Below are 18,581 nucleotides of genomic sequence, written 5' to 3'. Positions count from 1 at the left end.
ATCGGAAGATCCCATGTCGTCCATCAAGATTTCCCGCGCGCTCCTGTCCGTGTTCGACAAGACCGGCATCGTCGATCTCGGCCGGGCGCTCGTCCGCCACGGGGTCGAACTCGTCTCGACCGGCGGCACCGCTGCGGCGCTTCGCGACGCCGGGCTTGAGGTGCGCGACATCTCCGATCTCACCGGTTTCCCGGAGATGATGGACGGCCGCGTGAAGACGCTCCACCCCAAGGTCCATGGCGGGCTGCTCGCGGTGCGCGACGATGCGGCGCATGTCGCCTCGATGGAGGAGCACGGCATCGGTGCGATCGATCTGGTGATCGTCAATCTCTATCCCTTCGCCCAGACCGTGGCGAAGGGGGCCGACCGGCCGGAGATCATCGAGAATATCGATATCGGCGGCCCGTCGATGGTCCGCTCGGCCGCGAAGAACCACGCCTTTGTCGCGATCGCCACCGACCCCGCCGATTATGACGCGCTGATCGCCGAGATGGACGAGTCGGGCGGCGCGACGACGCTTGATCTGCGCAAGCGCCTCGCCGCGCGCGCCTTTGCCGCGACCGCCGCCTATGACGGCATGATCGCAAGCTGGTTCGGCTTTGCCGATCAGGGTCAGGCCTTTCCCGAAACGCTGCCGATCACGCTGAAGCGTGGCGCGTCGCTCCGCTACGGCGAGAACCCGCATCAGTCGGCGGCCTTCTACACTGCGACCGGCCCGGCGGCGCGGGGCGTCGGCCAGGCGCGGCAGGTGCAGGGCAAGGAGCTCAGCTACAACAACTATAATGACGCCGACGCCGCGCTCGAGCTGGTCAGCGAATTCCGCGACGCGCAGCCGACCGTCGTCATCGTCAAGCACGCCAATCCCTGCGGTGTCGCCACCGCCGCGACGATCGAGCAGGCCTATGCCGAGGCCCTTGCCTGCGACACCGTCTCGGCCTTTGGCGGCATCATCGCGCTCAACCGCGCGCTGGACGAAGCGACCGCGCGCGCCATCTCGGGCATTTTCACCGAGGTGGTGATTGCCCCCGATGCCGACGAGGCGGCGCTCGCCATCTTCGCCGCGAAGAAGAATCTGCGCCTGCTGCTCACCGGCGAGCTGCCCGATCCCGTCCGCAACGGCCTGATGGCCAAGTCGATCGCCGGCGGCTGGCTGATACAGACCCGGGACAATGGCGCTGCGCCAGACCTGAAGGTGGTGACCAAGCGCCAGCCGACCGAGGCCGAGCTGGCCGATTGCCGCTTCGCCTGGACGGTCGCCAAGCACGTCAAGTCGAATGCGATCGTCTATGCCAAGGACGGTTCGACCGCGGGCATCGGCGCGGGCCAGATGAACCGCCTCGAATCGGCGCGCATCGCGGCATGGAAGGCGAAGGATGCCGCCGACAAGGCAGGCTGGGCTACGCCGCGTACGATCGGCTCGGCGGTCGCGTCGGATGCCTTCTTCCCCTTTGCCGACGGCCTGCTCGCCGCGGTCGAGGCGGGTGCGACCGCCGTCATCCAGCCGGGCGGTTCGATCCGCGACGATGAGGTGATCGCGGCGGCGGACGAGGCTGGCCTGGCGATGGTGTTCACCGGCATGCGCCACTTCCGCCACTGATTGGGGGTCAAGTCGGGATCGCGTCTTCCGCCGCGGGGATCTTGCCGAACAGGGCGCGATCCTCGGGGCCGAAGGCCCAGCGGTGCAGCACGAAGACGTAGCTGGCGAGGATCATCGGCAGGCCGATCACCAGCTCCGCCCATTCGTAGCGCTTGGGCAGCGAGGTAAAGGCAGTCCCGACCGCGATTGCCGCCAGCGCGGCCCAGATAAGCGGCCGGCGGAACCCGGACACGGGCGCCTTGAGCAGGCGCGACAACAGGTTCGCCTTGATGATCGATCCGATCCCGAGCGACACCAGCAGCGCCACCGCCGGTCCCGCCGCCTGGTAATTGACCGGCCAGCCGATCCACCGCATCGTGAAGATCAGGCCGAAGCTCAGCGCGATCTGGAAGCCGAGCATGAACAGCGAGATCGCCAGATTCCGCAGGCGCGCGATATAGACGAGTGCGGACTCGCACACCGCCCCTGTCGAGGCAGCCACTTCAGCGGTCAGCAGAAAGCCAAGCGCGGCGGTGCCCGCCACGAATTGCGGACCGACCACGCCCATCACCGCTTCGCCGGGGATCGAACCCATCAGTGCAAGCCCGGCCTGTGCCGCCATGATCCAGAAACCCACCTGCCGCACCTGCGCTGCGACCGCCTCGCGGTCGTTCCTGGCCAGGCTGGCGGTGATAACCGGTCCGAGGATCGGGTCGAAGCTGGTCTTCAGCTTGGCTGGCAGCGAGGCGACCTGTTGCGCCATATAATAGATGCCGACGATCTTCGGCTCGAACATCACGCCCAGGATGAAGCGATCGACGTTGCGCGTGCTCCATTCGATCGCATCTGCGCCCGCGAGCGGCACGTTGCGGCGCGCCATCTCGAACAACCGCGCTGGCGCCGGTCGCCAGCCATAAGGAAGGCCATAGCTGCGGATGAAGGGGATCAGCGACGCGACCAGCGCTGCCGCCATCGACAGGATATAGGAATAGAACAGCCCGTCGTGCAGCGACACGAAGGAGAAGCCATAGGCGGCGATACTGATCGTCCAGGGCTCTACCACGGCGCGGGCCGTCACCGTCGCCTTCACATTGCGACGATAGGCAAGCGCGGCCAGGCTGACATCCGACCAAGCGACGGCGAACACGATGCAGGGCAGCCATCGGTCCATTCCCTGGATCGGGCTGTTCGGGAACATGATCTCGGGGATCGCAATCAGCACGCCGCTCGCGATCAGCGAGGCGCACAGGACCACGGCCAGCGCGTCCCATGCGATATGGGCATGCGGCTTGTCCTCGGCGGAGGACAGCGCCTGCGCCAGACCGCGCTTCAGCCCAAGCGTGGCGAGCAGCGCCGCCAGCTCGACCACCACCACGGCAAGTGCAAACCGGCCGACAATGTCCGGGCCATAGACCCGGCCGGCGATGAACAGGAAAGGCAGTCGCGCCAGAAGCCGCAACGCAAAGCCGAGGATGTTGGTCCGCCCGCCCTTGGCGAGCGCCTTCAGATCCTCGGTGCCCCCGTCACCGGCGGCGCCGGAGTTGGTCAATGCGCGGCTCCCCAGCCGGCGCCGACGCCGATCTCGATGCCGAGCGGGACGCTGAGCTGGACGGCGGGCTCGGCCGCGGTCGCCATGACCCGTTCGATCACCGGCCTCGCCGCCTCGACATCGCCTTCGGGCAATTCGAACACCAGTTCATCATGCACCTGCAGCAGCATGCGCACATTTGGTAGGCCGGCCTCGATCAACGCCGGGCCCATCCTGACCATCGCACGCTTGATGATGTCGGCGCTGGTGCCCTGGATCGGTGCATTGATGGCGGCGCGTTCGGCGCCCTGGCGTTCGTGCTGGACCTTCGATTTCAGCCGGGGGAAATGCGTCTTCCGGCCGAACAGCGTCTCGGTATAGCCCTTCTCACGCGCCTTCTCTGTCGTCTCGACGATATAATGGTTGATACCCGGAAAGCGCTCGAAATAGCGATCGATCATACCCTGCGCTTCGTCCGCGGTGACGTCGAGCCGCCCGGCAAGACCCCAGCGCGAGATACCGTAGAGGATCGCGAAGTTGATCGTCTTGGCCCGGCCGCGCGTGTCGCGATTGACCTCGCCGAACAGTTCCTGCGCGGTCAGGCTGTGAATGTCGTCGCCATTCGCGAACGCCGCCTTCAGCGCGGGCACGTCGGCCATATGCGCGGCGAGCCGCAATTCGATCTGCGAATAGTCGGCCGCAAGCAGGACATTGCCGCTCTCCGCCACGAACGCATCGCGAATCTGGCGACCGATCTCGGTACGGATCGGGATATTCTGCAAATTCGGGTCGGTCGAGGACAGCCGCCCGGTCTGCGCGCCGGTCAGCGAATAGCTGGTGTGGACCCGGCCCGTCTCCGGGTTGATCTGCGCTTGCAGCGCGTCGGTATAGGTGGATTTCAGCTTCGACAGCTGGCGCCAGTCGAGCACCCGTTCCGCGATCACCTTGCCCGGCGAATCCTTGTCTGCGGCGATCCGTTCCAGCTCGTTGACGTCAGTCGAATACACACCCGACTTGCCTTTGCGACCGCCCTTGATGCCCATCCGCTCGAACAACACGTCGCCAAGCTGCTTGGGGCTGCCGATGGTGAAGGGGCCGCCGGCCAGGCCATGAATCTCGGTTTCCAGCGCGGCGATCGAATGAGCAAACTCGGTGGAGAGCTGCGACAGCTTCTCTCGATCGACCTTGATGCCGTGCCGCTCCATCTGCGCGATCACCGGCGCGAGCGGCCGGTCGACCATCTCATAGACCCGCGTCGCGCCCTCGGCCGGCAGCCGGGGCTTGAACCGGCGCCACAGCCGCAGGGTGACATCGGCGTCCTCGGCGGCGTAGCGCGTGGCGGCGACCAGATCGATCTCGTTGAACTGCAGCTGGCTCTTGCCAGTACCGACCACGTCCTTGAACGCGATGCAGCTGTGCGAAAGGTGGGTCGCCGCCAGTTCGTCCATGCCGTGGCCGTGCAGGCCGGCATCCAGGTCGAAACTCATCAGGATCGTGTCGTCATGCGGTGCGACATCGATGCCGAGGCGTCCGAGCACGATCATGTCATATTTGAGGTTGTGCCCGATCTTGAGCACGCCCGGATCCTCGAACAGCGGCTTGAGCTTGGCTAGCGCCAATGCCGGTGCGATCTGGTCCGGCTTTTCGGCGAACAGCCCGGTGCCGCCATGCGCGAGCGGAATATAGCACGCCTTGTTCGGCTCGAGTGCCATGCTGACCCCGACGAGTTCTGCGCGTGTCGCGTCCACACCTGTCGTCTCGGTATCGATCGCGATCCACCCCTGGTGCCGCGCTTTCGCGATCCAATCGTCGAGTGTCGCCTCGTCGATCACCGTCTCATAGCCGTCGTGGTTACAGGGCGGGTCCTCCTCCTGCGGCAGCATGCTCTTCGGCGCCTCGACCGGTGCATCCGCCACGGCGGAGAGCTTGGCGAGCAACGATTTGAACCCGTGATGCTCCAGAAACGCCCGCAGCGGTGCCTCTGGAATGCCCTGCAGCGCCAGATCTTCCAGCGGCTCGGCCAGCGGCGCATCGTCCTTCAGCGTGACGAGCACGCGCGAGAGCCGGGCATTGTCGGCATGCTCGATCAGATTGTCGCGCAGCTTGCCGGCCTTCATCGAAGGGGCGGCGGCAAGCACGCCCTCGATATCGCCGTGCTCCTGGATCAGCTTGGCCGCGGTCTTGGGGCCCACGCCCGGCACGCCGGGGACATTGTCGACGCTGTCGCCCATCAGGCCGAGCACGTCACCCAGCCGGTCCGGCATCACGCCGAACTTCTCCATGACATGCTCGGCGCCGAGCCGCCGGTTGTTCATCGTGTCGTACAGGTCGAGCCCCGGCTCGATCAGCTGCATCAGGTCCTTGTCGGAGCTAACGATGGTGACCGACCATCCCTCACGCAACGCCGCCTTGGCATAGCTGGCAATGATGTCGTCTGCCTCGAGCCCGTCCTCTTCGATGCACGGCAGCGAAAAGGCACGCGTCGCGTCGCGGATCATCGGGAACTGGGGGATCAGGTCTTCGGGCGGCGGCGGACGATGCGCCTTGTATTTGTCGTAAAGCTCGTTGCGGAAAGTGTGGCTCGATTTGTCGAGGATGACGGCCATATGCGTCGGCCCGTCGGCCTTGTGCAACTCGTCGGCGAGCTTCCACAGCATTGTCGTATAGCCATAGACCGCGCCGACGGGTTCGCCGTGCACGTTGGTCAGCGGGGGAAGCCGGTGATAGGCGCGGAAGATATAACCCGAGCCGTCGACGAGATAGAGATGAGGCATGGCGGGGGGATAGCAGCGTGGAGCGTCCGCCCCAAGCCCGACTTGCCTCCAACGGTGCTTGTTGGGCCTAGTTGTTCGGCACCACCGTGCCATCGGTCGGGCGGTTACCGCTGGCGACCGAATAGCCCGGCCCGCGATGACTATCGACCACCGCATTCACCACCGCCTGCATCAGCGCCTGGCGCGCGGGAATCGGTCTGGGCGTGTCGGCGATCATGATCGCGACGGCATAGCTGCGGCCGTCGGGCGCCATCAGTAGGCCGACGTCGTTATAGCCGGCGGTGCGTCCGCCCAGATCCTGCCCGGTGCCCGTCTTATGGCCGAAGCTCCAGTCGCCCGGGACCGCGCCATGCATGCGCTGCTTGCCGGTCTTGGACGATTCCATCGTGCTGATCAGGTAATCGGTCGATTGCCGCGACAGCAATTGGCCGGTCTTGAGCTTTGCGAGCGCACCGGCGATCGCGCTCGGCGCCGCACCGTCGATCGGGTCGGCGACATAGCGGTCGAATGCGGCGACCCGCGTCGCCTGGGGCAGGCGGGCACGGGCGACGGCAAAGGCGTTGCCAAAGGCGTATTCGGGTTTCCACTCAAGGCCGGCGGTGCCGCTCTGCAACAGCTTCTCGCCAGGGCCGAAGCGAATATCGCCAAGCCCCTTGCGGCGGATGAAATCACGTACCGAGGCGGGGCCGCCGACATAGCGCAGCAGCCGGTCGTTGCAGGTATTGTCGCTCATCGTCAGCGCGCGACGCAGCAGCTCGCCGATCGTGGTGTGATAACCGTCACCCTTCACCAGCGCCGCGATCGGCTGATGGAACAGGGTGAAATCGTCACGGGTCAGCACGACCGGATCGTCGAGCGTCAGCCGTCCGTTGTCGCGATAATCGAGCACGGTCATCGCCACCCACAGCTTGCTCACGCTCTGCTGCGGCATCCGCGTCTCGCCATTGCTCGAAACGGTCCATCCCTGGTCGATGCTGCGCACTGCGATGCCGACCTTGCCGTTGAAGGTCCGGCCGAGCGACGAGATGTTGGCGATCAGTCCTTCGGGTGCCCTGGGTGGCAGCGGCCTGGGCGCCGACGGCGGGGGAACGGGGACAACGACCTGATAGCCCGGCGCGACCCGGGCGGGAGGGATCACGGCGAGGTGTCTGCTGGTGTCATGGCCGCAGGCGCAGAGCGCCGCTGCGAGAAAGATGACCGATACCGGCCGTGGAAAATCAGATGGTAGAATCTGTGTCACCAATAAAGTCCCGCCCCGTTCGCGACCTTAGACACGGAATCTCCACGAGGAATCCCCGGAGCGCGAGCTTGCGACGAACCGCGGCTGGCACAAGGTGAAACGGTCGTCGCAGCATCGCACGGCAGCGATCTGAATCCATTCAGGAGTTTTACGGCGACCTTTACCCGGTCAAGGCACCAGGATCGTATCGACCGCCTCAGGCAGCATGTTGGGATAGTCGAGCGTGTAATGAAGCCCTCGCGATTCATGGCGGTGAAGCGCGGAGCGCACGATCAGCTCGGCTGTCTGGAGCAGGTTGCGCAGCTCGATCAGGTCGGGCGTCACCCGGAAATGCCCGTAATAATCGTTCACCTCGTCGGTGAGCATGCGGATGCGATGCTGCGCGCGTTCGAGTCTTTTGGTCGTGCGTACGATGCCGACATAATTCCACATGAAGCGCCGGATCTCGGTCCAGTTTTGCTTGATGACGACTTCCTCGTCCGAATCCTCGACCCGGCTCTCGTCCCAGGGGCGGATCGGCGGCGGGGTGGGCAGTTCGTCCCAATGTTCCAGGATATGGTCGGCCGCCGCTTCGCCAAACACGAAACATTCGAGCAACGAGTTGGACGCGAGGCGGTTCGCGCCGTGCAATCCGGATTCGCTGCATTCGCCCGCCGCGTACAGGCCGGGCAGGTCGGTCTTGCCGTGGAGGTCGATCACGACGCCGCCGCAGGTATAATGCTGCGCCGGGACCACCGGGATCGGGTCCTTCGTCATGTCGATGCCGAGCCCGAGCAGCTTTTCGTAGATGTTCGGGAAATGCTCCTTCACGAACTCGGGCCCGCGATGGCTGATGTCGAGATGGACATAATCGAGACCGAGCCGCTTGATCTCATGGTCGATCGCACGAGCCACGATGTCGCGCGGTGCCAGCTCGGCGCGCTCGTCGAAATCGGGCATGAAGCGATAACCGGTGTCGGGGATCAGCAGATGCCCGCCCTCGCCCCGCACCGCCTCGGTGATCAGGAAGTTCTTGACCTCGAGATTGTAGAGGCAGGTCGGGTGGAACTGCATGAATTCCATGTTCGATACGCGGCATCCCGCGCGCCAGGCCATGGCGATGCCGTCGCCCGTCGCGCCGCGCGGCGCGGTGGAGAAGAGATAGGTCCGCCCCGCGCCGCCCGTCGCCAGGATCGTCGCTCGTGCGGTGTAGAGCTCGACCCGGCCGGTCGCCCGGTTGACGGCATAGACGCCCCAGACATGGCCCGACCCCGAATAGCGTTCCTCATGCCGCCCGGTCGCCAGGTCGATCGCGACCATGTCCGGCACCAGGGTGATGTTGGGATGCGCTTCGGCCGCGCGCTGGAGCGCTTCCTGCACGGCCCAGCCTGTCGCATCGGCGACATGCACGATCCGCCGGTGGCTGTGTCCACCTTCGCGCGTCAGGTGAAGCGCGTCACCCTCGGTCGCGAAGGGCACACCCAACTCCTCCAGCCGCTGGATCGCGGCGGGCGCGCGTTCGACCACGAATTCGACGGTTGCGCGGTTGTTCAGCCCCGCGCCGGCGATCATCGTGTCCTCGATATGGCTTTCGAACGTGTCGCCCGGTTCGAGCACGGCGGCGATCCCGCCCTGCGCCCAAGCCGTCGACCCTTCGTTGAGTTTGCCCTTGGCAAGCACCATCACCTTGACCCGGTCGGCGAGATTGAGCGCCGCAGTAAGGCCGGCCGCGCCGGAACCTATAATCAGGACATCACTGGTTTTTTGATCGGGCAACCCAACCTCCGTTCGGGCTGAGCTCGCCGAAGCCCTGTCCTTCTTCGCCTGCGTTAGAAGAAACAACGGTGCTTCGACAAGCTCGGCACGAACGGAAGCTTATCCGTTGGATGCTCGCGTCAGGTTCAGGAACACGTCTTCGAGGTCGGCTTCGCGGGTCGAAACGTCGACAATACCGTAACCGTCGGCCTGTACCGCTGCCAGCACTTCACCCGCATTCACCTTGTCCTTGGCGTAGGTGATAGCGAGCACACGGCTGCCCTTCAGCTCTATCTTCTGGAAACGGGCCGACTGGGGTGGCGTCACGACGTCACGGTCGACCGTGACCTCGACAAGCTTCTCGGTCGCCTTGCCGACCAGCTCGCGCGTCGGCTCGTTGGCGATGACCTTGCCATGATTGATGATGGCGATCCGGTCGCACAGCTGCTCGGCCTCTTCGAGATAATGGGTGGTCAGCACCACCGTCACGCCCTGCTCGTTGAGGCTGCGTACATAGGCCCAGAGCTGCTGGCGAAGCTCGATATCGACGCCGGCGGTCGGCTCGTCGAGCACCAGCACCGGCGGGGTATGGACCATCGCCTTGGCCACCATCAGCCGCCGCTTCATGCCGCCCGACAGGGTGCGGGCATAGGCATTGGCCTTGTCTTCCAGATGCACCGCGCGGAGCAGCTCCATCGAGCGCCGCTTCGCCTTGGGCACGCCGTACAGCCCAGCCTGGATCTCAAGCGTCTCGAACGGCGTGAAGAACGGATCGAACAGGATCTCCTGGTTGACGATGCCGATCGACGCCTTGGCATTGCGCGGATGCTGGTCGATGTCGAAGCCCCAGATCGAGGCCTTGCCCTCGGTCTTGTTGACCAGCCCCGCCAGGATGTTGATCAGCGTCGACTTGCCCGCGCCGTTCGGCCCGAGCAGCCCGAAGATCTGCCCGCGCGGTACCTCGAACGACACATCGTCCAGGGCGCGCTTGCCGCCCTTATAGGTCTTGCACAGCGAGTCGATGACGATGGCGGCTTCGGTCATACGCGAGCGCATAGCGTGCGACTTCGCGCCGGTCATCCCCCAACCCCTCCTGCAAGCGAGAGAGGAGGAAAGGAAGAATTGCCCGACTCGCCCCACCTTGCTATCGCGCCGCCTCATGATCGCACCGCCCGAAACCCTCCGCGTCTCCCATCGCCGCGTCGCCTGTGACGGCGCGACCGACATTCCAGGCGGTGCCGCGCTCGGCCATCCGCGCGTGTTCCTGCAGATCGACGAGCTCGGCTATGTCGATTGCGGCTATTGCGACCGGCGCTTCGTGCTGATCGGCGGACCGGCCGACGGGGTCGATCAATCGACTCTTCCCGATCATCCGGCTGGCGCGAGCGTCTAACGCTCTTATATTGCGGGACATGACCAGCCTCTCAGACCCCCGCTCGTTCCTCTATCATGATGGCCAGCTCGATCCCGCTGAGGCGCAGCGCCTCACCGCGTCGGCGCTTGCCAAGGCCGATGACGGGGAGCTTTATCTCCAATATCGCAAGTCGGAAGCGTTCGGCTTCGACGACGGCCGGCTGAAGACCGCCAGCTACGATACGCATTCGGGCTTCGGCCTGCGCGCCGTGTCGGGCGAGACGACCGCCTTCGCCCATGCTAACGAGCTGAGCGCCGCCGCGATCGGACGCGCGGCCGAGACGATGGCGCTGATCGACCCTTCCGCCGCGGCCAAGGCCCCGCCGCCGCGGGCGACCAACCGTCACCTTTATACCGATGCCGATCCGCTCGATCTCATTCCCTTCGCCGACAAGGTGAATCTCTGCCAGACGATCGACGCGGCGGCTCGCGCCCGCGATCCGCGCGTGGCGCAGGTCTCCGTCTCGCTGTCGGGCACCTGGAGCGTGGTCGAGATCGTCCGGGCCGACGGCTTCGTCGCGACCGATATCCGCCCGCTGGTCCGCCTCAACGTCTCGATCGTGGTCGAGCAGAATGGCCGTCGGGAGACCGGCAGTTTCGGCCTTGGTGGCCGCTATCTCTACGACACGCTGATGCAGCCCGAGACGTGGAACCGCGCGATCGATGAGGCGCTGGCCCAGGCAGTGGTCAATCTCGATTCGGTCGCGGCACCCGCCGGCGAGATGACCGTGCTGCTCGGCCCGGGCTGGCCCGGCATCCTGCTGCACGAAGCGATCGGCCACGGCCTCGAAGGCGATTTTAACCGCAAGGGTACCAGCGCCTTTTCCGGCCGCATCGGTGAGCGCGTCGCGGCACCCGGCGTGACGGTGGTCGACGATGGCTCGATCGCCGACCGACGCGGCTCGCTCTCCATCGACGACGAAGGCACACCGACCCAGGAGAATATCCTGATCGAGGACGGCATTCTGCGGGGCTATATCCAGGACCGGCTCAATGCGCGCCTGATGGGCGTCGCGCCGACCGGAAACGGCCGGCGGGAAAGCTTCGCCCATGCGCCGATGCCCCGCATGACTAATACCTTCATGCGGGCCGGCAACGATGATCCGGCCGAGCTGCTCAGCCGCATGAAGAACGGTATCTTCGCCAAGAGCTTCGGCGGCGGCCAGGTCGACATCGTCTCGGGCAAGTTCGTCTTCTCCTGCACCGAGGCGTACAAGGTCGAGAACGGCAAGCTCGGCGCCCCGATCAAGGGCGCGACCCTCATCGGCGACGGTCCGAGCGTGCTGACCAAGGTCACCGGCATCGGTAATGATTTCGCGCTCGACGAGGGCGTCGGCATGTGCGGCAAGGGCGGTCAGAGCGTGCCCGCCGGCGTCGGCCAGCCGACGCTGCTGGTCAGCGGGCTGACGGTGGGTGGCACCGCCGTCTGATTTTCCCTGCCGTGGGGAGAGGGAAAAAGGAGCGTACAATGGCCACCTGGCCCGAACTCGACTGGCCGTCCTGGCGCGAAACCGCGATCGGCCTTCAGCTTCGTAGCCAGATCGTGGGCAAGGTTCGCCTCGCGCTGACGCCGTGGCTCAACCATAGCTGGCACGTCCCGCTTTATGTCACCGCGCGCGGGCTCGGCACTTCGGCCATTCCGTGCGGCGACCGCATCCTGCAGATCGATTTCGATCTGATCGACGAGGCGGTTGTCTTCGCCACCAGCGATGGCGGGGTGAAGGCCATTCCGCTCGCGCCAGGCAGCATCGCCGGTTTCCACGCCGAGGTGGTCGAGGTGCTGGCCGAACTCGGCATCGCGACCGCGTTCGACGGCACGCCAAGCGAGATGCCCGGCGTGCTGCCGTTCGCTGAAGATCATCAGGACCGTCCTTATGATGCCGACGCCGCCCGCCGCTTCTGGCGCGCGCTGATCCAGGCTGAGCGGGTGTTCGGCCAGTTCCGCACCGGCTTTCTCGGTAAGGCCAGCCCGACCCATTTCTTCTGGGGCAGCTTCGATCTTGCCTCGACCCGCTTCTCCGGCCGGTCGGCCCCGCGCCATCCCGGGGGCCTTCCGGGCCTGCCCGACGATGTGACGTGCGAGGCGTACAGCCATGAGGAATCGAGTGTCGGCTTCTGGCCCGGCAGCGATGCGTATCCGCATGCCTCCTTCTACGCCTATGCCTATCCGGCGCCGCCCGGTTATGCCGATGCGAAGGTCGCGCCGGCCGAGGCGAGTTACAGCAGCGAGATGGGGGAATTCCTCCTGTCCTACGAAGCCGTCCGCACCGCGGCCGATCCCGATGCGGCGCTGCTCGCCTTTTGCCGGTCGACCTATGATGCCGCCGCCGATCTCGGCGCCTGGGACCGCGATGCGCTCGAATGCCCGCTCGGCCGCCCCCGGGTGCCGCGCCAGGTCTAAAAACTTCCCGCCTCCTTTCACGGGGAGGGGTATGGAGACCCCATGGCCGAGTTCTTCGACGCGCTTACCGACGACCACCGCGCCTTTATCGCGCGCCAGCCGATCTTCTTCGTCGCCACCGCCGCGCTCGGGGCGCGGGTCAATCTCAGCCCAAAGGGCATGGATTGTTTCCGGGTGCTGGATGACAGGCGGGTCGCTTATCTCGACGTCGCTGGCTCGGGCAACGAGACCAACGCGCACCTGCTCGCCGACGGTCGCATCACCATCATGTTCTGCGCGTTCGAAAGCCCGGCGTTGATCTTCCGCCTCTATGGCCGCGGCGCGCCGATCCTGCCGCAGGACGATCGCTGGGCTGAACTGGCGGCGCATTTCACCCTGCTCCCCGGCACGCGCCAGATTTTCGAGATCGCGATCGATCAGGTGCAGACCAGTTGCGGCTGGGGCGTGCCGCATATGAACTTCGAGCGCGAGCGAGAGACGCTCAGCAAATATCACGCGAAATCTACCGACGAAGAGCGCTTCGGAAAATATGCCCGGCGGACCCACAGCATCGACGGCCTGCCCGTCCGTAATCCAACCAGGTCAGCCCGATAATGGCACTTGCAGAACTTGGTCGCTTCAACCGCAACGAAGCGCATATCGTGATTGGCAGGCTCGATTCCGAAGGCATCTATGCGGTCGCGCTCGACGGCAATTCGAGCATTGCCGATGGCAGCTATTTGTTCATCCCGGTCAGGGTGATGGTCGATGACGATGATCTGGCGGCTGCCCGCAAAATCCTGTCCGACACTGCCTGATTCTTAAGCAGCTGTTCGCAGCTGCACAAAAATTTACCTCCGCGTAATATTTCATTGCGGAAAAGCGCGCGGAAACGCGTGTTTTCGACTCTGGCACGACCATTGCTGAATGACCCCCGGGACAATTCTCAAAAGGGGGCGCCGGTGAAACTCATCATTGCCATCATCAAGCCATTCAAGCTCGACGAGGTCCGCGAGGCCCTTACCGAGATCGGCGTCGCGGGCATGACCGTGACGGAAGTGAAGGGCTTTGGCCGACAGAAGGGCCAGACCGAGATCTATCGGGGGGCCGAGTACAGCACCAACATGGTGCCTAAGATCAAGATCGAGATCGTCTGCTCGTCCGACCTGGCGGGCAAGGTGGTCGAGGCGGTTCAGGCCTCGGCGAACACCGGCGCGATCGGCGACGGCAAGATCTTCGTTCTCGATGTCGGTCAAGCGGTGCGCATCCGCACCGGCGAAACCGATGAAACCGCGCTGTGAGTAAGGGGGCAGTGATGAAGCATGCATTGAAATACGCCGGCGTCGCCGGCCTCATCGGAACCGCGGCTTTCGCAGCGCTCCCTGCCTGGGCGCAGGCTGCAGCACCCGCCGCGCCAACCGTCAACAAGGGCGACACCGCCTGGATGATGACCTCTACGGTCCTCGTCCTCATGATGATCCTTCCCGGCCTGGCCCTGTTCTATGGCGGCCTCGCCCGCACCAAGAACATGCTGTCGGTCATGACCCAGATCGGTGCGGTCGCGGCGCTCGCGATGCTCGTCTGGGTGATGTGGGGCTACACCATGGCCTTCGGTCCCGACTACACCAGCGGTCTCAGCAACATCGTCTCCAACTTCGACAAGCTCTTCCTGAAGGGTGTCGACTCCACCAGCGTGGCAGCGACCTTCACAGCCGGCGTCGCCATTCCGGAATATGTGTTCATCTGCTTCCAGATGACCTTCGCGGCGATCACCGTCGCGCTGGTACTCGGGTCGATCGTCGAGCGCGTGAAATTCTCGGCGGTGATGGTTTTCGCCCTGGTGTGGCTCACGATCGTCTATTTCCCGATTGCCCACATGGTCTGGGCAGCGAGCGGCTATTTCTTCAAGCTCGGCGCGCTCGATTTCGCCGGCGGTACGGTCGTTCACATCAACGCCGGCGTCTCGGCGCTGGTCTTCGCCCTGATCATCGGCAAGCGCGCCGGTTACCCGACCGAGCGTATGGCACCGCACTCGCTGACGCTCACCGGTGTCGGCACCGGCCTGCTGTGGGTCGGCTGGTTCGGCTTCAACGCCGGTTCGGCGCTCGAAGCCAATGGCTCCGCCGCCCTCGCCATGATCAACACCTTCGTCGCCACCGCCTCGGCAGGTCTGTTCTGGATGCTGGCCGAGCGCGTTTCGGGCCACAAGGCATCGGCCCTCGGCTTCTGCTCCGGCATCATCGCCGGCCTGGTCGCCGTCACGCCGGCCGCGGGCAACTCCGGCCCCTTCGGCGCGATCGTGCTCGGCGCGGTGGCATCGATCGTCTGCTTCATCTTCGTCACCAAGGTGAAGCCGAAGCTCGGTTATGACGACTCGCTCGATGCGTTCGGCGTGCACGGCATCGGCGGCATGATCGGCGCAATCGGTACCGCCATCGTCTATGCCCCGTCGCTCGGCGGCCCGGGCGCAGCCGATTACGACATGGGCGCTAAGCTCCTGGTGCAGATCCAGGCGGTCGGCACCACGATCATCTGGGCCGCCATCGGCACCACGATCGCCGTGTTCATCGCCAAGGCAGTCACGGGTGGCCGCGTCACTCCCGAAGTCGAGCAGGAAGGCCTCGACGTCGGCGAGCATGGCGAGCGCGCCTACAACTACTGACAAGTTCGGGGCCGGTATCCAGCCGAGCATAGGGGCCGGCCCCCCAATTCGTTCCTCCTGCGGACGACCTAAGGCCGGTGCGGCAACGCACCGGCCCTTTTTTTGCGTCGGGCGGTGTTTGACGGGCGGCGCGCGTCAACGCACTCTGCGTGACGCCCGGACCTGGAGAAGTTGCATGAACACGGCGCGCCTGCTGACGCCTCCCCACAATTATGCGGTGGTGCAGCTCCCGGAGCGGCATTTTCCGGGCGTCGTCTTTCAGGGCGACAGCCTGAACGGCCTTATCGTCGACCTCGAGACGACAATTGCCGAGTCCGATCCGGAAGAGCAGGCGGCTTGCTTCGAAGAAATCGTCGAACGACTGCACGCCATCCGTGACGGCTATGAGGCTGCTTTGAAGAAGGAGGGCATACGGCTGCCCTATTGATCAGTCATCGTTGAGGGATGCGCGGTCGTTTCGTCCTCGACTTCGTCAGGAGTCGAGTCGCTTCCCGCATCCGCCTGTTGCTTGCGATAGCGCTGGGCGGCCAAGGTCGCGCCCAGGATGAAGCCGCCGGGCACGAGCAGGATCGCGGCCGCGAGGCCGAGGCGGTTCAGGGTCTTTCTTTCCATCGGCCGGCGCTACACCCGAAACGCTGAACGCGCGTCATATGAATCCTGTCAGCCCGCCAGATCGGCCTTCACGAAATCGGCGCAGCGCTCGCCGATCATGATCGAGGGAGCATTGGTGTTGCCGGAGATCAGCTTGGGCATGATCGAGGCATCGGCGACATAAAGCCCTTCTACGCCGCGCACCCGCAGCTTCGGGTCGCACACCGCCATGTCGTCCGATCCCATGCGCGCCGTGCCGACCGGGTGATAGATGGTGTCCGCCCGCGCACGGATCAGTCGCTCCAGCGCATCATCGTCGTTCAGGTCGATCGGATAGCGGTCGCGGCCCTTGTGATCCGCGATCGGCGGCGTCTCCACGATCCGGTACATCGCCCGGATGCCCTTCTTCATCAGCTCCATGTCCCGCTGGTCGCTGAGAAAAGCCGGATCGATCAGCGGTGCGGCGCGCGCGTCGATCGACTGAAGTCGCACCGTACCGTGGCTTTCCGGACGAAGCACGCAGACATGACAGGAAAAGCCATGGCTCTTCACCTTGGTCCGCCCATGATCCTCGAGCACCACCGGCACGAAATGGAGCTGGACATCGGGCGCCGGCGAGGCCGGGTCGACCGTCAGGAAGCCGCCGGACTCGGCATAGGGCGTGGTCATCGCGCCACGCCGGTGGCGCATCCATTGCAGGATAGCACCGACCGATTTCAGCGTGCCCTTCAGCGACTGGCCGATGAAATAGGTACCCTTCGTCTCAAACCCGGCGACGTAGTCGACATGGTCCTGCAGGTTGGCGCCGACCATTGGCCGGTCGATCCGCACGGCCACGCCCTGTTCGCGCAGATGCCCGCCCGGCCCGATGCCCGACAGCATCAGCAATTGCGGCGTGCCGAACACACCGCCTGCCAGCACGACCGCACGCCGCGCCCGGATCACCTTGGCCTGGCCGTCCTGCAGATAGGCGACGCCCCAGGCGCGGCCTTCGTCGAATAGCACGCGCTCGGCCGTCACCTCGGTCAGCACTTCGAGGTTCGCCCGCTTCACTGCGCCCTCGATATAGGCGCGTGACGAACTCCAGCGCTCGCCCCCCTTCTGGGTCACCTGATAGACGCCGACACCGTCCTGCCGGGCGCCATTGAAATCCTCGTTGAGTGGGATCTGCAGCTGCCGCGCCGCTTCGACGAATTCGATCGATCCCGGATGCGGGTCGCACTGGTCGCAGACATGCATCGGGCCGTCCCCGCCATGCCAGGCATCGGCGCCGCGCTCGTTGCTTTCGCTGCGTTTGAAGACGGGCAGCACCTCGTCATAGGACCAGCCGGGGCAGCCCATCGCTGCCCAATTGTCGTAATCCCATTTGTTGCCGCGGAGATAGAGCATCGCGTTGATCGCACTCGACCCGCCAAGCCCGCGCCCGCGTGGCTGATAGCCGCGCCGCCCGTTCAGTCCTGCCTGGGGCACCGTTTCGAACTGCCAGTTGGTCCGTGGCGTCTGGAAGGCGATGAACCCGGGGATGCGCGTGCGGAACCCGGTGTTGCGGCCGCCCGCCTCGAGCAGGGCGACTTTATAGCGCCCGTCCTCGCTCAGCCGGCCGGCCGCCGCCGCGCCGCCCGATCCGCCCCCGACAACCACGATATCGGCTTCTTCCATGTGCGACCCTCCCCAAGGCTGTTTTTATCGATCGACGCTAGCGTTCGTACCGTGCGCGACAATGGTGAATGGCATGTCCCTGGCATGTCCCATCTCACGCCACGCCTTCGGCATCATGGTGCGGCGCCCCGTTCGCGCTCCCGCTCGAGCCAGCGCTCCCTGATCGTCTCGGACGTGTCGCGGCTGCCGTCATGGCTCCAGCCCGGCGGCTGCACGATATAGCCGAGCTTGGCGCGCAAGCCCGGCGCTGCCCACACATCCTTCGCGATTCCCACCCATTCATGGAACGCTGCCCATATCAGGTTGAAGCTGCCCAGATTTTTGACGATGCCATAACGCGGCCGGTCGTCGTCGCGCTCCGGCTCAAAGGTGCCGAGCCATTTGTCCCACACGATGAACACGCCGGCATAATTCTTGTCGAGATAGCGCGGGTTGGTCGCGTGATGGACGCGGTGGTGCGATGGCGTGTTCATCACCGCCTCGAACCAGCGCGGCATGCGGTGGATCACCTCGGTATGGATCCAGAACTGATAGATCAGGTTGATGCCGCCGACGAAGAACACCATCGCCGGGGGGAAACCGACCAGGAACAGCGGCAGTCGGAAGATGAAGGCGATGGAGATGAAGCCTGTCCAGGTCTGCCGAAGCGCGGTCGACAGATTATAATGCTGGCTCGAATGGTGGATGACGTGGCTGGCCCAGAACCACCGCACCCGGTGCGCCGACCGGTGGAACAGATAATAAGCGAAATCGTCGATCACGAAGCACAGCACGAACCAGTACCAGGCATAGCCGATGTCGAAGAGCCGGTACTGCGACAGCCACACCGCCAGCGTGTAGACGAAACCGCCGGTCAGCACGCCCGCCACGGTACTGCCCGTGCCGAGCGCGAGCGAGGTCAGCGTGTCCTTCGGCTCATATCGTTTGCGGTCCTTCGCCCAGGCGACCAGCATCTCTGCCAGCACCAGCAATACGAAGGCGGGCACGGCATAATCGACTGGATTCGGCAGCGTCATGCCGCCTG

Annotated in this window: 17 protein-coding genes; 9 read left to right on the top strand and 8 right to left on the bottom strand. The window is 65.0% G+C overall.

The genetic code is table 11. The features are described 5' to 3' along the window. Positions 1-13: 13 nt before the first annotated feature. Positions 14-1,597, top strand: coding sequence for a bifunctional phosphoribosylaminoimidazolecarboxamide formyltransferase/IMP cyclohydrolase (purH, locus tag AC1DT7_RS01265; RefSeq protein ID WP_478033684.1), 1,584 nt, complete (start codon positions 14-16; stop codon positions 1,595-1,597). A 7-nt stretch (positions 1,598-1,604) separates the two neighbouring features. Here the strand turns inward: purH and AC1DT7_RS01260 are convergent, their stop codons facing one another. The 5 genes from AC1DT7_RS01260 to AC1DT7_RS01240 form a co-directional block, all read right to left on the bottom strand. Next, positions 1,605-3,125, bottom strand: a complete 1,521-nt coding sequence (locus AC1DT7_RS01260; RefSeq protein ID WP_478033683.1) for a lipopolysaccharide biosynthesis protein — start codon at positions 3,123-3,125, stop codon at positions 1,605-1,607. Continuing rightward, a complete protein-coding gene (gene polA / locus AC1DT7_RS01255; RefSeq protein WP_478033682.1) occupies positions 3,122-5,878 on the bottom strand; it encodes a DNA polymerase I in 2,757 nt (918 codons plus the stop codon). Before polA ends, AC1DT7_RS01260 begins: the two co-directional genes overlap by 4 nt. A 67-nt stretch (positions 5,879-5,945) precedes the next feature. Beyond that, positions 5,946-7,016: a serine hydrolase gene (locus tag AC1DT7_RS01250; RefSeq protein WP_478033680.1), complete on the bottom strand. Its 1,071-nt coding sequence runs from the start codon at positions 7,014-7,016 to the stop codon at positions 5,946-5,948. A 270-nt stretch (positions 7,017-7,286) separates the two neighbouring features. Beyond that, positions 7,287-8,873, bottom strand: a complete 1,587-nt coding sequence (gene nadB / locus AC1DT7_RS01245) for an L-aspartate oxidase (protein ID WP_478033679.1) — start codon at positions 8,871-8,873, stop codon at positions 7,287-7,289. Positions 8,874-8,972: 99 nt separating this feature from the next. Continuing rightward, positions 8,973-9,896 (bottom strand): ABC transporter ATP-binding protein, encoded by a 924-nt coding sequence (locus AC1DT7_RS01240; protein WP_478033677.1) that lies wholly within the window; start codon positions 9,894-9,896, stop codon positions 8,973-8,975. 115 nt (positions 9,897-10,011) lie between these two features. On the opposite strand from AC1DT7_RS01240, the gene AC1DT7_RS01235 reads away from it, so the two are divergent. The 8 genes from AC1DT7_RS01235 to AC1DT7_RS01200 all read left to right on the top strand — a co-directional run bounded on the left by AC1DT7_RS01235 (position 10,012) and on the right by AC1DT7_RS01200 (position 15,734). Beyond that, positions 10,012-10,245, top strand: a complete 234-nt coding sequence (locus AC1DT7_RS01235) for a zinc-finger domain-containing protein (RefSeq protein ID WP_478033676.1) — start codon at positions 10,012-10,014, stop codon at positions 10,243-10,245. Between the two features lie 19 nt (positions 10,246-10,264). Further along, a complete protein-coding gene (tldD, locus tag AC1DT7_RS01230) occupies positions 10,265-11,695 on the top strand; it encodes a metalloprotease TldD (protein ID WP_478033674.1) in 1,431 nt (476 codons plus the stop codon). A 38-nt stretch (positions 11,696-11,733) separates the two neighbouring features. Continuing rightward, entirely contained in the window at positions 11,734-12,666 is a 933-nt protein-coding gene (locus tag AC1DT7_RS01225) for a DUF5996 family protein (RefSeq protein WP_478033673.1), read from the top strand. Positions 12,667-12,708: 42 nt separating this feature from the next. Next, positions 12,709-13,260 (top strand): pyridoxamine 5'-phosphate oxidase family protein, encoded by a 552-nt coding sequence (locus AC1DT7_RS01220; RefSeq protein WP_478033671.1) that lies wholly within the window; start codon positions 12,709-12,711, stop codon positions 13,258-13,260. Beyond that, positions 13,260-13,463: a putative signal transducing protein gene (locus AC1DT7_RS01215; protein ID WP_478033670.1), complete on the top strand. Its 204-nt coding sequence runs from the start codon at positions 13,260-13,262 to the stop codon at positions 13,461-13,463. Before AC1DT7_RS01220 ends, AC1DT7_RS01215 begins: the two co-directional genes overlap by 1 nt. A 144-nt stretch (positions 13,464-13,607) precedes the next feature. After that, entirely contained in the window at positions 13,608-13,946 is a 339-nt protein-coding gene (locus AC1DT7_RS01210; RefSeq protein WP_478033669.1) for a P-II family nitrogen regulator, read from the top strand. Positions 13,947-13,960: 14 nt separating this feature from the next. Continuing rightward, complete coding sequence (locus AC1DT7_RS01205) at positions 13,961-15,307, top strand: ammonium transporter (RefSeq protein WP_478033668.1); 1,347 nt, start codon at positions 13,961-13,963, stop codon at positions 15,305-15,307. A 175-nt stretch (positions 15,308-15,482) separates the two neighbouring features. Beyond that, positions 15,483-15,734, top strand: coding sequence for a DUF6959 family protein (locus AC1DT7_RS01200; protein WP_478033666.1), 252 nt, complete (start codon positions 15,483-15,485; stop codon positions 15,732-15,734). Here AC1DT7_RS01200 and AC1DT7_RS01195 read toward each other — a convergent pair. From AC1DT7_RS01195 to AC1DT7_RS01185, 3 genes are all read right to left on the bottom strand, one after another. After that, entirely contained in the window at positions 15,728-15,919 is a 192-nt protein-coding gene (locus AC1DT7_RS01195; protein WP_478033665.1) for a hypothetical protein, read from the bottom strand. The genes AC1DT7_RS01200 and AC1DT7_RS01195 overlap by 7 nt on opposite strands. Before the next feature lie 48 nt (positions 15,920-15,967). Then, a complete protein-coding gene (locus AC1DT7_RS01190) occupies positions 15,968-17,557 on the bottom strand; it encodes a GMC family oxidoreductase (protein WP_478033663.1) in 1,590 nt (529 codons plus the stop codon). Positions 17,558-17,670: 113 nt separating this feature from the next. Next, on the bottom strand, positions 17,671-18,573 hold the full coding sequence (locus tag AC1DT7_RS01185; protein WP_478033662.1) for a sterol desaturase family protein: 903 nt from the start codon (positions 18,571-18,573) through the stop codon (positions 17,671-17,673). Positions 18,574-18,581: the final 8 nt, after the last annotated feature.

The organism is Sphingomonas sp. P3_C6 (genome assembly GCF_056402595.1).
The sequence above is the reverse complement of the archived record's forward strand: the minus strand, read 5'-3'. Positions and strand labels throughout refer to the sequence as shown.